21 protein-coding genes are annotated in these 13,054 nt (G+C 40.0%); all 21 read right to left on the bottom strand.

The features are described from left to right. Nucleotides 1–507: 507 nt before the first annotated feature. The gene (locus CWS31_RS15680) at nucleotides 508–1,476 is read right to left on the bottom strand and encodes an FAD:protein FMN transferase (protein ID WP_101345569.1); all 969 of its coding nucleotides are present in this window, start codon (nucleotides 1,474–1,476) and stop codon (nucleotides 508–510) included. Between the two features lie 73 nt (nucleotides 1,477–1,549). Beyond that, nucleotides 1,550–2,449, bottom strand: a complete 900-nt coding sequence (locus tag CWS31_RS15675; protein ID WP_101345314.1) for a phosphoribulokinase — start codon at nucleotides 2,447–2,449, stop codon at nucleotides 1,550–1,552. A gap of 157 nt (nucleotides 2,450–2,606) precedes the next feature. Continuing rightward, a complete protein-coding gene (gene rplQ / locus CWS31_RS15670) occupies nucleotides 2,607–3,011 on the bottom strand; it encodes a 50S ribosomal protein L17 (RefSeq protein WP_101345313.1) in 405 nt (134 codons plus the stop codon). 44 nt (nucleotides 3,012–3,055) lie between these two features. Further along, nucleotides 3,056–4,045, bottom strand: a complete 990-nt coding sequence (locus CWS31_RS15665; protein WP_101345312.1) for a DNA-directed RNA polymerase subunit alpha — start codon at nucleotides 4,043–4,045, stop codon at nucleotides 3,056–3,058. A 28-nt stretch (nucleotides 4,046–4,073) separates the two neighbouring features. Further along, nucleotides 4,074–4,694 (bottom strand): 30S ribosomal protein S4, encoded by a 621-nt coding sequence (gene rpsD, locus CWS31_RS15660; RefSeq protein ID WP_101345311.1) that lies wholly within the window; start codon nucleotides 4,692–4,694, stop codon nucleotides 4,074–4,076. A gap of 34 nt (nucleotides 4,695–4,728) precedes the next feature. After that, nucleotides 4,729–5,118 carry a 30S ribosomal protein S11 gene (gene rpsK / locus CWS31_RS15655; RefSeq protein WP_011041474.1) on the bottom strand — a complete coding sequence of 130 codons (390 nt, stop codon included), beginning with the start codon at nucleotides 5,116–5,118 and terminating at the stop codon, nucleotides 4,729–4,731. Between the two features lie 13 nt (nucleotides 5,119–5,131). Further along, entirely contained in the window at nucleotides 5,132–5,488 is a 357-nt protein-coding gene (rpsM, locus tag CWS31_RS15650) for a 30S ribosomal protein S13 (RefSeq protein WP_101345310.1), read from the bottom strand. A 150-nt stretch (nucleotides 5,489–5,638) separates the two neighbouring features. Continuing rightward, nucleotides 5,639–5,752, bottom strand: coding sequence for a 50S ribosomal protein L36 (gene rpmJ, locus CWS31_RS15645; RefSeq protein ID WP_101345309.1), 114 nt, complete (start codon nucleotides 5,750–5,752; stop codon nucleotides 5,639–5,641). Between the two features lie 30 nt (nucleotides 5,753–5,782). Beyond that, complete coding sequence (gene secY, locus CWS31_RS15640; protein ID WP_101345308.1) at nucleotides 5,783–7,120, bottom strand: preprotein translocase subunit SecY; 1,338 nt, start codon at nucleotides 7,118–7,120, stop codon at nucleotides 5,783–5,785. 6 nt (nucleotides 7,121–7,126) lie between these two features. Next, entirely contained in the window at nucleotides 7,127–7,561 is a 435-nt protein-coding gene (gene rplO / locus CWS31_RS15635) for a 50S ribosomal protein L15 (protein WP_101345307.1), read from the bottom strand. A gap of 2 nt (nucleotides 7,562–7,563) precedes the next feature. Next, nucleotides 7,564–7,743, bottom strand: coding sequence for a 50S ribosomal protein L30 (rpmD, locus tag CWS31_RS15630; RefSeq protein WP_058026240.1), 180 nt, complete (start codon nucleotides 7,741–7,743; stop codon nucleotides 7,564–7,566). A 6-nt stretch (nucleotides 7,744–7,749) separates the two neighbouring features. Next, nucleotides 7,750–8,259, bottom strand: a complete 510-nt coding sequence (rpsE, locus tag CWS31_RS15625; protein WP_101345306.1) for a 30S ribosomal protein S5 — start codon at nucleotides 8,257–8,259, stop codon at nucleotides 7,750–7,752. Between the two features lie 9 nt (nucleotides 8,260–8,268). Next, nucleotides 8,269–8,622, bottom strand: coding sequence for a 50S ribosomal protein L18 (rplR, locus tag CWS31_RS15620; protein ID WP_101345305.1), 354 nt, complete (start codon nucleotides 8,620–8,622; stop codon nucleotides 8,269–8,271). 9 nt (nucleotides 8,623–8,631) lie between these two features. Next, nucleotides 8,632–9,165: a 50S ribosomal protein L6 gene (gene rplF, locus CWS31_RS15615; protein ID WP_101345304.1), complete on the bottom strand. Its 534-nt coding sequence runs from the start codon at nucleotides 9,163–9,165 to the stop codon at nucleotides 8,632–8,634. Between the two features lie 10 nt (nucleotides 9,166–9,175). Beyond that, nucleotides 9,176–9,565 carry a 30S ribosomal protein S8 gene (gene rpsH / locus CWS31_RS15610; RefSeq protein WP_425457533.1) on the bottom strand — a complete coding sequence of 130 codons (390 nt, stop codon included), beginning with the start codon at nucleotides 9,563–9,565 and terminating at the stop codon, nucleotides 9,176–9,178. Between the two features lie 19 nt (nucleotides 9,566–9,584). Next, nucleotides 9,585–9,890 carry a 30S ribosomal protein S14 gene (gene rpsN / locus CWS31_RS15605; protein WP_101345302.1) on the bottom strand — a complete coding sequence of 102 codons (306 nt, stop codon included), beginning with the start codon at nucleotides 9,888–9,890 and terminating at the stop codon, nucleotides 9,585–9,587. 4 nt (nucleotides 9,891–9,894) lie between these two features. Beyond that, on the bottom strand, nucleotides 9,895–10,440 hold the full coding sequence (gene rplE / locus CWS31_RS15600) for a 50S ribosomal protein L5 (protein ID WP_101345301.1): 546 nt from the start codon (nucleotides 10,438–10,440) through the stop codon (nucleotides 9,895–9,897). 13 nt (nucleotides 10,441–10,453) lie between these two features. After that, nucleotides 10,454–10,768 (bottom strand): 50S ribosomal protein L24, encoded by a 315-nt coding sequence (rplX, locus tag CWS31_RS15595; protein WP_033094744.1) that lies wholly within the window; start codon nucleotides 10,766–10,768, stop codon nucleotides 10,454–10,456. A 12-nt stretch (nucleotides 10,769–10,780) separates the two neighbouring features. After that, on the bottom strand, nucleotides 10,781–11,149 hold the full coding sequence (rplN, locus tag CWS31_RS15590) for a 50S ribosomal protein L14 (RefSeq protein WP_101345300.1): 369 nt from the start codon (nucleotides 11,147–11,149) through the stop codon (nucleotides 10,781–10,783). A 323-nt stretch (nucleotides 11,150–11,472) separates the two neighbouring features. Then, nucleotides 11,473–11,910, bottom strand: a complete 438-nt coding sequence (gene dtd, locus CWS31_RS15585; protein WP_101345299.1) for a D-aminoacyl-tRNA deacylase — start codon at nucleotides 11,908–11,910, stop codon at nucleotides 11,473–11,475. Then, nucleotides 11,910–12,878 carry a virulence factor BrkB family protein gene (locus CWS31_RS15580; RefSeq protein ID WP_246143560.1) on the bottom strand — a complete coding sequence of 323 codons (969 nt, stop codon included), beginning with the start codon at nucleotides 12,876–12,878 and terminating at the stop codon, nucleotides 11,910–11,912. Before CWS31_RS15580 ends, dtd begins: the two co-directional genes overlap by 1 nt. Nucleotides 12,879–13,054: the final 176 nt, after the last annotated feature.

Below are 13,054 nucleotides of genomic sequence, written 5' to 3'. Positions count from 1 at the left end.
ACACCTGTAGGAAGCTGCCCTGCAGGTGAGCCACGGATGACTTGTAGGTATTTGGTGCACCTGTAGGAAGCTGCCCTGCAGGTGAGCCACGAATGACTTGTAGGTATTTGGTATACCTGTAGGAAGCTGCCCTGCAGGTGAGCCACGAATGACTTGTAGATATTTGGTACACCTGTAGGAAGCTGCCCTGCAGGTGAGCCACGGATGACTTGTAGGTATTTGGTGCACCTGTAGGAAGCTGCCCTGCAGGTGAGCCACGAATGACTTGTAGGTATTTGGTGCACCTGTAGGAAGCTGCCCTGCAGGTGAGCCACGGATGACTTGTAGGTATTTGGTACACCTGTAGGAAGCTGCCCTGCAGGTGAGCCAAAAACGCAGTTTTTGAATAAACATCCAACACCAAATACCCAAAATTTATAGATCCCCGATCAGACACCTCGGGGATGACAGGGTATCTACTTCGGGAATGACGAGGTTATCGCTCAAGACACAGGTTAAAATTACAGGCTATTGCTGTAACCCTTTTGAGAAATGCAATTTTTGATTATTATCGATAATAATCGCTTCATACTCTGGTAAAGTGTCAATAAATGCCATTCCCTCTTTAAGGCCTTTAACAAAGACGGTTGTTGATAATGCATCCACTACAGTTGCATCTTTACCAATAATTGAGACACTAACCACTTCACGTGCTGAATCACCAGTTTTAGGATTAATAATATGATGATAACGTGTGCCATCTTCTATGAAGTAACGTTCGTAATCCCCTGAAGTAGAAATGGCTTCATTACTCAACGGTATATGAACTGCATTCTTATCTTCTGCTCGAGGGTGTTTTATACCTACAAACCACGGTCTACCCCGTCGGTCGCCTAATAAAATAGTATCTCCACCTGCGCTCATTAAAGCAGACTCGACACCTGCTAACTTTAAGATATTAATACATTGCTGTATTGCATAACCTTTAGCAATACCGCCCAAGTCTATTTTAATAGCATTATTAGCAAAGCTAACTGTGTTATTAGCCTCAATTAATGTAATACCTTGATAATTAATAGCAGGTAAAGCATTTTCAATTGCATTTTTTTGCGGCCTGATTTTTTCTCGATAATTATATTGATACCCGATAGAGGCGTAAGTTATATCAAAAGCACCATGACTTAACACTGATATTTCTTGCGCAATGGTCAATAACGAAAAGAGTTCACTAGAAATAGTTACTTCTCTGCTGCCTGCATCATTGTTAAGTAAACTTAATTCACTTGTTGCAATATAGGGGCTCATTGCGTTGTTTAAGCGGCTCATTTCGGTAACAATTTGTTGAATTAATTGTTGGGCTTTTAGATCCGTTTGTTCATTAGCCTCGGTATTAAGTTTCGTTGTTTTAGGCTTATCTAACCAAAATTCGATATGAGCACGAGTGCCCATGGTATTAAAGGTGTGTTGATACCATTGAGCACTTAATTGAAGGGGCATGAACAATAGGATAAATGAACACGTAAAAGCAGGAAAATTCAAGATAATTGGCTCACTAAGACTTTTGACAATATTAAATATCACTCATCCAATCAATTTGCTTATTTGAACGTACTTTGCGATCAATCAAATCTTGTATAAGTGGTGTTAAAATTAATTCCATCGCTAAACCCATTTTTCCACCAGGAACAACGAGAGTATTAATACGTGACATAAAGGAGCCATCAATCATGCGTAGATAATATTGAAAATCAACATTCTTGACTTCACGAAAGCGTATGACTACAAAGCTTTCATCTAAACTTGGGATCGCTTTAGCGCTAAAAGGGTTAGACGTATCAACCGTTGGCACACGCTGAAAGTTAATATGGGTTCGTGAGAATTGTGGAGTGATGAAAGAGATATAATCTTCCATACTACGAACAATACTAGCTGTAACAGCTTCTCTAGTATGGCCACGTTTATCCGTATCACGGACCATTTTTTGGATCCATTCAAGATTAACAATAGGCACCATACCAATTAAAAGATCCACATGTTTAGCTACATCGTTGTCAGGTGTAACTACACCGCCATGAAGCCCTTCGTAGTATAATAAGTCTGTACCTTCTCCTAAGTCTTCCCACGGGGTAAAAGTACCAGGCATTTGGTTGAAAGGTACTGCATCGTCAAAGGTATGTAAGTAACGTCTTATTTTCCCTTTACCTGTTTCACCATAGTCGCAAAATAACTTCTCTAAAGCTCCAAAGTCATTAGCCAGATCGCCAAAATAGCTAATATTCTCGCGGGCTTCTTTGGCTTTACGCTTTTCCATATCCATTTCAGGACGTGAAAAACGATGGAAACTATCACCCTCTACGTTTACAGAAGTAATTCCAAGGGTTCTAAACATATGCTCAAAGGCAGCGGTTGTGGTAGATGTTCCTGCCCCTGATGAACCAGTAACGGCAATAATTGGATTTCTTGATGACATAAAGGCTCAAAGTTGTAGGCTAAAGTGCAATAGATATTTTATACGGTGAATTAGGGGTTAGGTCAAGTGCCGTTTGATTTAACAAAATTTAGGCAATAAAAAACCGAGCCTAAACTCGGTTTTTTAATTGAAGTACAATTTAACAATTAAGTAAAATTTATGCTTCAGCTGACTCTTCAACTACTTCAGGAGCATCTTCTACTACTGGGCGGTCTACTAACTCAATGTATGCCATAGGCGCTTTATCACCAGTACGGAAACCACATTTTAAAATGCGAGTGTAACCACCTGGACGTTCTTGGTAACGAGGACCAAGTTCGCTGAATAAAATACCTACTACTTCTTTATCTTGTGTACGAGCAAACGCTAAACGGCGATTTGCAACACTGTCGGTTTTAGCCAATGTAACTAGTGGCTCAATAACACGACGTAGTTCTTTAGCTTTAGCTACAGTCGTTTTAATAACGCCGTGCTTAACTAAAGAGCTTGCCATATTGCGGAACATCGCTTGACGATGACTGCTATTACGGTTTAACTGGCGACCGCTTTGACGATGACGCATAAGTTAATCCCTTCTCTCTAACTATTAAAAAAATGATGATCGAACTAGTCGTTGTCAACAATGCTTTCAGGTGGCCAGTTTTCTAAGCGCATGCCTAGAGACAAACCACGTGACGCTAAAACGTCTTTAATTTCTGTAAGAGATTTCTTACCTAAATTAGGCGTTTTAAGAAGTTCAACTTCTGCACGTTGTACTAAATCACCAATGTATTGAATTGCTTCTGCTTTTAAACAGTTGGCTGAACGAACAGTTAATTCTAGATCATCTACCGGACGAAGCAAGATTGGGTCGAATAATGGTTTTTCTTCCACTTGTTCAACTTCTTTGATATCACGTAGTTCAACAAACGCATCAAGCTGTTCAGCAAGAATAGTTGAAGCACGACGGATAGCTTCTTCTGGATCCAATGTACCATTGGTTTCCATATCTAAAACTAATTTGTCTAAATCTGTACGTTGTTCAACACGTGCAGAATCAACATCATAAGCAATTCTAACTACTGGACTGAATGAGGCGTCAACCAACAAACGACCAATAGCACGATCTTCTTCCTCGGCATCACGGCGCGCTGAAGCTGGAACATAACCACGTCCCATTTCAATTTTAATGCGCATGCTGATAGAACCTTCACCTGTTAGGGTGCAGATAACATGGTCTGGATTTGCAATAGTTACATCACCATCATGTTGTATATCAGCTGCCGTTACAGGGCCTTCACCAGACTTAGTTAAGGTTAGAACGGCTTCATTCTTACCTTCTAATAAAACAGCAAGCCCTTTAAGGTTTAACAATATTTCGATGATGTCCTCTTGAACACCTTCTTTACTACTGTACTCATGTAAAACACCGTCAATTTCAACTTCAGTTACGGCACAACCCGGCATTGAAGATAAAAGAATACGACGTAACGCATTACCTAAAGTGTGACCAAAACCACGTTCTAGAGGCTCTAAAGTTACCTTAGCGCGACGAGGGCTAATAGTTTCAATGCCAACAAGTCGTGGTCTAAGGAATTCGGTTACTGAACCCTGCATATATGTCCTCTCTTAAAGTGCAACTTTACTACTTAGAGTAAAGTTCAACAATCAACTGTTCATTAATTTCGGCAGATAAATCAGCGCGATCTGGAACACGTTTAAAAACGCCTTCAAGCTTCTTAGTATCTACTTCAACCCAAAGTGGTTTCTCACGTTGATCAGCTAATTCTAAAGCAGCGATAATACGCGCTTGAGTTTTAGACTTCTCACGAACAGAAACAGTATCTTCAGCTTTAACAGTGAAAGATGGAATATTAACTACACCGCCGTTTACCACGATAGCCTTATGGCTAACTAGTTGACGAGCTTCAGCACGAGTGCTTGCATAGCCCATACGGTAAACTACGTTATCTAAACGCGTTTCTAAAAGCTGTAACAAGTTTTCACCTGTGTTGCCTTTTTGACGTGCTGCTTCTTTGTAGTAATTACTGAATTGTTTTTCTAGTACGCCATAAATACGACGAACTTTTTGTTTTTCACGAAGTTGAACACCGTAGTCTGACAAACGACCGCGACGGGCGCCGTGTTGACCTGGTATTGTTTCGATTTTACATTTAGTGTCAATTGCTCTAACACCGCTTTTAAGGAACAAATCTGTACCTTCGCGACGACTAAGCTTTAACTTAGGACCTAAATATCTAGCCATTTTCTTTCTCCAACTATCCTAAAAAAAATTACGATTAAACGCGACGTTTCTTAGGAGGACGACAACCATTATGAGGAATAGGTGTAACGTCAGTAATGTTGGTGATTTTAAAACCAGCAGCATTTAAGGCACGGATAGCAGATTCACGACCTGGACCTGGACCTTTAACGAAAACTTCAATATTCTTCAAGCCAAACTCTTTTGCAACAGCGCCTGCGCGGTCTGCAGCTACTTGCGCAGCAAATGGAGTTGATTTACGTGAACCACGGAAACCAGAGCCACCAGCAGTCGCCCAAGATAAAGCATTACCTTGACGGTCTGTAAGAGTCACGATTGTGTTGTTGAAAGAAGCATGGATATGAGCCATGCCATCAGCAACTTGTTTTTTTACGCGTTTACGCGTACGAACGGGTGTTTTAGCCATTGTCTAGTTCCTCTTACTTCTTAATTGGCTTACGAGGACCTTTACGGGTACGCGCATTAGTTTTAGTGCGTTGACCACGTAGAGGAAGACTGCGACGGTGACGAATGCCACGGAAACAACCTAAATCCATAAGACGTTTAATATTCATTGAAACTTCACGGCGTAAATCACCTTCTACGGTAAATTTATCCACTTCAGCGCGGAGCAAATCAATCTTTGCTTCGTCTAGTTCACTGATCTTTGTTGACTCTGGAATACCAGCAGCTGCACAAATTGCTTTCGCACGTGTAGCTCCAATTCCATAAATCGCAGTAATGGCGATTACTGCATGCTTGCGATCAGGGATGTTAATGCCAGCGATACGGGCCACTAAACACATCTCCTATTTAAAATTAAAATTAATTGGTTGGAAAGCCCGTTAGGATACCCAACCATTGTTTTTTTCTGCAAATCGAAGCGGCATTATACAGATAAATCTACATAATGCCACTTCTAAAAGATATTAGGTTAAAGTCTAAGCTTAACCTTGTCTTTGTTTGTGCTTTGGTTCAACACAAAGAACGCGAATTACGCCTTTACGTTTAATCACTTTACAATTACGACAGATCTTTTTTACGGATGCACGTACTTTCATTTTATACTCCGTTAACTAAATTAGCTCAGCCTAACGGCCATAGCCTTTTAAGTTCGCTTTTTTAAGTACATTGTCATATTGATGAGACATCATATGCGTTTGTACCTGTGCCATAAAGTCCATAATCACAACCACGATAATCAATAATGATGTACCGCCGAAATAGAACTGTACGTCCCATGCCATGATCATAAACTGTGGAACCAAACAGACAAAGGTAATATACGCAGCACCACAAAGGGTTAAACGTGTCATAACTTTATCAATATATTTGGATGTTTGTTCACCCGGACGAATCCCTGGAATGAATGCACCTGACTTTTTCAAGTTATCTGCTGTTTCACGCGGATTGAAAACAAGAGCCGTGTAAAAGAAACAGAAAAATATAATTGCTGCCGCTAACATCATTACATACAAAGGTTGCCCTGGCGACATCGCCTGAGAAACACCTTGTAAGAAATCAGCAACGGGGCCGTCACCTTGACCAAACCAGCTCGCAAGCGTGCCTGGAAACAAGATAAGACTTGAGGCAAAGATAGGCGGAATAACACCCGCCATATTAACTTTCAAAGGTAAATGTGTGCTTTGCGCTGCAAAAACCTTACGGCCTTGCTGACGTTTCGCATAGTTAACAACAATACGTCGTTGACCACGTTCCACAAATACTACTAAGTAAGTTACTGCAAATACCACAACGCCGATAAGCAATAATACTAATAAGTGTATTTCACCTTGACGCGCCATTTCAGCCGTTTGACCAACTGCGGATGGCATGCCAGCAACAATACCAGCAAAAATGATAATTGATATACCATTACCAATACCGCGTTCAGTAATTTGTTCACCTAACCACATTAAAAACATGGTGCCGGTGATTAAACTAATAACCGCAGTAAAATAGAAACCAAAGCCTGCATTAATAACAAGACCTTGCATCATATCCGGTAAACTTCTGGCAATCGCTATCGACTGTACTGTTGCTAGAACTAAAGTGCCGTAGCGTGTGTATTGGCTGATTTTACGACGTCCAGCTTCACCTTCTTTTTTCAACTCTGCCATTGCCGGGTGCATAACCGTAAGCAATTGCATAATGATTGAAGCTGAGATGTACGGCATAATACCAAGTGCCAATACTGAGGCTCGCTCAAGTGCACCACCAGAGAACATGTTAAACATTTCTACAATGGTGCCCTTTTGTTGTTCAAAGAACTGAGCTAATACAGCGGCGTCAATACCAGGGATTGGCACAAAAGATCCTAAACGAAGCACAACTAAAGCAACGAATACGAACCATAATCTTTGTTTCAGCTCAGACAAACCGCCTGCGCCTTTACTACCTTGTTGAGTAGCCATTCCTGGTGTAGCCATTGTATATTATTCCTCTACTTTGCCACCAGCAGCTTCAATAGCTGCTTGTGCGCCTTTAGTTACTGCAATGCCACGTAATGTAATTGGACGAGTAATTTCGCCTGATAACATAACCTTAACAGCTACGATATTACGTGTTATTAAGCCAGCGTCTTTAAGTGCGTGAATATCAACAACATCGCCAGAAATTAGGTTTAATTCATGTAAACGTACTTCAGCGCGAACTAAAGATTTACGTGATGTAAAACCAAATTTAGGTAAACGTTGTTTCAATGGCATCTGACCACCTTCAAAACCTGGACGTACACTACCGCCAGAACGAGACTTCTGACCTTTGTGACCACGACCACCAGTTTTACCGATGCCTGAACCAATACCACGACCACAGCGTTTTTTAGCTTTGTGCGATCCCGGTGCAGGAGATAAAGTATTTAAATGCATAATTAATCCTCCACCTTAACCATATAATAAACCTTGTTGATCATACCACGTACAGATGGAGTATCTTCTAACTCAACTGTATGATTGATACGACGTAGACCAAGGCCTTTTAATGTAGCTCTATGCTTCGGCAAACGACCGATAGAACTTTTTATTTGAGTTACTTTAACTGTTTTAGACATGCTCAATTACCCCAAAATGTCTGCAACGCTTTTGCCACGTTTAGCTGCAACTGCTTTTGGTGAATGCATATTCACTAAAGCTGAAACAGTAGCGCGAACTACGTTGATTGGGTTAGTAGAACCGTATGCTTTTGACAATACGTTCTGAACGCCTGCAACTTCTAGTACTGCACGCATCGCGCCACCGGCGATGATACCTGTACCTTCAGAGGCTGGTTGCATGTAAACTTTAGAGCCTGAGTGCTTGCCCGTAATAACATGCTGAAGAGTAGTACCCTTCAGGTCAACGTTTACGATGTTACGGTGTGCTTTTTCCATTGCTTTTTGGATTGCAGCAGGCACTTCACGTGCTTTACCGTAGCCAAAACCAACACGACCGTTACCGTCACCAACTACTGTTAGTGCAGTAAAACTGAAAATGCGACCACCTTTAACCACTTTTGAAACGCGGTTAACTGCGATTAGCTTTTCAGCCATATCACTTTGTTGTGAGTTTTCTTGATTATGATTAGCCATTATCAACCCCTAGAATTGAAGACCAGCTTCACGAGCTGCTTCTGCTAACGCTTTCACGCGACCATGGTAAAGGAAACCAGAGCGATCAAAAGCTATCTTAGTGATACCTTTTGCTACAGCACGTTCAGCGATTGCTTTACCTACTGCAGTTGCTGCTGCAACATTACCTGTTTTTTCAAGTTGAGCGCTTAATTCTTTCTCTAAAGTAGATGCAGATGCAATTACTTCAGATCCAGTAGGAGCGATCAGTTGAGCGTAAATATGACGAGGAGTACGGAATATAACTAAACGATTCGCACCCAACTCGCTAATTTTTGCACGAGCGCGTTTAGCGCGGCGCAAACGAGATGTTTTCTTATCCATTATATTACCCTACTTCTTCTTAGCTTCTTTACGACGAACAACTTCATCAGAATAACGAACACCTTTACCTTTATAAGGCTCAGGTTTACGGTATGCACGAATGTTCGCTGCGGTTTGACCAATTAAATGCTTATCACAACCTTTCAGTGTGATTTCAGTTTGGCTAGGGGTTTCACAAGTTATTCCAGCAGGAATAGCATGGCTGATTGGGTGTGAAAAACCTAAAGATAAGTCTAAAGACTGACCTGCAGCTTTTGCACGGTAACCAACACCTTGTAAAATCAATTTCTTTTCAAAACCTTTACTAACACCTTCAACCATATTATTGATTAAAGAACGTGCAGTACCGGCTTGAGCCCAAGCGCCTTTAACATCAGCAACGATATTAGTAATTAAGCTGTTCTCTTCTTGAGAAACAACAACATCACTATGGATCGTGTGAGTTAATTCACCTACTGGACCTTTAACTGTAATTTCTTGACCTGATAACGTAATGGTAACGCCGGCAGGAACAAGTACTGGTGCTTTTGCAACACGAGACATATTATTCTCCTTACTCTACGAAACCAAGAACTTCACCGCCAATACCCGCAGAGCGAGCAGCGCGATCCGTCATCAAACCTTTAGAAGTCGAAATGATCGCAATACCCATGCCAGCAAGAACTTTAGGAAGTTCATCACAGCTTTTGTATATACGAAGACCAGGACGTGAAACACGTTTGATCTTTTCAATTACTTCTTTACCTTCAAAATATTTCAATGTAACAGCTAGCTCAGGTTTAACATCACCTGAAACTGAAAAATCTGAAATATAACCTTCTTCTTTAAGTAAGTTTGCAATTGCAACTTTAACTTTTGAAGATGGCATTTGTACTGCAGTCTTTGCTGCAGATTGACCGTTGCGGATGCGTGTAAACATGTCCGCGATAGGATCAGTCATCATAACCATTTACTCCCGTGAATTACCAACTAGCTTTCTTAAGACCTGGAACTTCACCGCGCATCATAGTTTCGCGTAATTTAATACGGCTTAAACCAAATTTACGTAAGAAACCATGTGGACGACCTGTAACATTACAACGGTTACGTTGACGGCTGCTACTTGAATCACGAGGTAAACTTTGAAGTTTCAATACAGCATCCCAGCGCTCTTCATCAGAAGAATCTACACCAGAGATGATTGCTTTTAATGCAGCACGCTTTTCAGCATATTGTGCTACTAACTTAGTTCTTTTAGCTTCACGAGCTTTCATTGACGTTTTAGCCATAACTCTACACCTTCTTCTTGAACGGGAAATCAAAGGCAGACAATAAAGCTAGTCCTTCTTCGTTATCTTTCGCGCTAGTAGTAATAGTGATATCTAATCCGCGAATCTTGTCGATTTTATCGTACTCAATTTCAGGAAAGATGATTTGCTCACGAACGCCCATGCTGTAGTTACCACGGCCATCAAATGACTTTGGATTTAAACCACGGAAATCACGGATACGAGGGATAGAAATAGAGATTAAACGCTCTAAAAATTCCCACATACGCTCGCCGCGTAGAGTTACTTTTGTACCTATAGGGTAGCCTTCACGAATCTTGAAGCCCGCAACTGATTTGCGTGCTAGTGTCGTTACCGGCTTTTGCCCTGAGATTGCAGTAAGATCATTTGTGGCGTGCTCTAATACTTTTTTATCAGCAATAGCTTCACCAACACCCATGTTCAGGGTGATCTTTTCAATCCGAGGGACTTGCATGACACTTTTATAACCAAATTGCTTTTGCAACTCAGCTACAACTGTATCTTTATATAAATCATGCAGTTTCGCCATCGTTTACTCCAATTTAAATTAATTCGTTATTAGATTTGAAAAAACGTACTTTTTTATCGTTTTCAATTCTAAAACCAACACGATCTGCTTTGCCCGTTGCTGGGTTAACAATCGCTACGTTGGAAACTTGTAAAGGTGCTTCTTTTTCAACAATGCCACCAGGCTGCTGTAACTGAGGTACAGGCTTAGTGTGTTTCTTGATTAAGTTAACGCCTTCTACGAATACTTTACCAGACTCAACAAGAACTTTAGTGACTTTACCAGTCTTACCCTTGTCTTTACCTGCAAGTATAATTACTTCATCATCACGACGAATCTTAGATGCCATTATCGTGACTCCTTATAGTACTTCTGGTGCTAATGATACGATTTTCATAAATTTTTCATTACGAAGTTCACGTGTCACAGGCCCGAAAATACGAGTACCAATTGGTTGCATGTTAGCGTTTAACATTACAGCCGCGTTTTCGTCAAAACGGATAGCAGAACCATCTGTACGACGAACACCTTTCTTAGTGCGCACCACTACCGCAGTGTGAACATCACCTTTTTTTACTTTACCGCGAGGACTTGCTTCCTTTACGGCAACTTTGATGATATCACCAATGCGTGCATAGCGACGGTGCGAGCCACCAAGAACCTTTATACATTGAACACGCTTAGCGCCACTGTTGTCAGCAACATTCAGCTGTGATTGCATTTGGATCATTGACTTTTTGCTCCATTGTTATCTTTTTTCCCTTCTTACATAAATAATATAAATATAAGAAAACAATAAGATAAATTTATAATTCAAGGCCAGAAATTGACCCGTCACTGCCTTTTGAAAGACCCCCACTAACTTTGTCTCGCACTTACAAAGTGACAACTCAAACTTAATGGGCGCGAGATTATAACACCACTTAACTAAAAGAGATAGTTAAATTAATTAAAAAATGAACAGTATAATTAATAGTCTTGTTTATATTTATATATAGATATAAATAAAACTTTATCAGGGGGTTATAGTGAAGTATTTTATTTAGAAGGTGTTTAAATTGTTAATGTAAAGGTTACTGGTCCATCGTTGAGTAATGAAACTTTCATGTCTGCACCAAACTCTCCTGTAGGTGCGTTAAATCCTTTGTCTCTTAATTGTTGAGTAAAAAATTGATATAAAGCCTTACTGAAATCGGGTTTCGCTGCCGAGGTAAAACTCGGACGCATACCGCTAGAGGTATCAGCAGCCAAGGTAAATTGTGAAATAACAAGAATATCGCCACCTGCTTGTTGAACATTTAGATTCATTTTATCGTTGTCATCATTAAAGACTCGATATCCCGCTACGCGTTCAGCAAGACGCTTTGCTTTTGCCTCGGTGTCAGAGGGCTCAATAGCAAGAAAAACCAATAGACCTTTTTCAATCTCGCCAATAATATTATTATCGACAACAACCCTTGCTTCGCTAACACGCTGAATTAACGCTATCATTATTTACTCTTCTTTTTTTCTATAACGGTATCATCAACTAAACTATCACTTGCTGCACTGTTTAATTGTTTCACTATTTTTTTATTTTCTCTGGCTACAGCTCTAGCATCTTTTAAAGCATTTTGCTGTAACAGACAATACTCTTGTCTAGAAACAGTTACTAGAGCCCCTATTAATACGATCATCCAAGAAAGATAAACCCATAGAAATACAATAGGAATAGCTGCTAAGGCACCATAAATAACTTGATAAGACGGAAATGCCGTTAAATATAAAGAAAATAGCTTTTTAGCTAATTCAAATAATACCCCAGCAACAATAGCCCCTGAAATGGCAAATTTAAAAGGCACTCTTTTATTAGGCACTGCCATATATAAAATAACAAAGGCGGTAATTGCGGAGAATAACGGTAATATGCGTAAAAACACATCTAACAAGCCAAAAGTACCGTATTCACTATCCGATACGATAGAAACAAGATAAGTAGATAGCGCAATACTTGCACCAACTAAAATTGGCCCTAAGGTCAATACCATCCAATACATAGCAAACGACGTCATAGTGCGTCGTTTGGTAGTGACTCGCCAGATTTTATTAAAAGTATTATCAATAGTTGAAATAAGCAACAAGGCAGCTATGAACAAAAATGAAATAGCTACTGCGGACATTTTAGAAGCATTAGCGACAAAACCAGTTAAATACTTTTGCAGCACATCGCCAGCGGCAGGTACAAAATTTTGATAAACAAATTGCTCAAGGGTCTGTTGAACTTCAGCAAAAAGAGGAAAGGCGGTCAATACTGAAAATGTGACAACAATTAAAGGCACAAGCGACATTAAACAAACATATGATAAATACCCTGCTACAACTTGAATATCTTCTCGTATTACTCGTCTAATGAAATAAAATAACTGCCCTTTGTGTTCATCCCATAATTTATTAATAACTGTACCTGCAAATAAACTCATATAAGTTAACAATTTTTTAATTTTCGTAAGAATGTTCATATATTAAGATAGCTGTAATCATTTAGCTAGTTTAGCCGATACAATTAACACTATTATCATTGAGCTTTCGAGATGATTGTATTGCTATTGGTTTTACTATTAAATTAGCTTTACATATTATATTTACACGCTACTGC

The sequence above is a fragment of the Colwellia echini genome (genome assembly GCF_002843355.2).
Classification (GTDB): Bacteria; Pseudomonadota; Gammaproteobacteria; order Enterobacterales; family Alteromonadaceae; genus Colwellia; species Colwellia echini.
The sequence above is the reverse complement of the archived record's forward strand: the minus strand, read 5'-3'. Positions and strand labels throughout refer to the sequence as shown.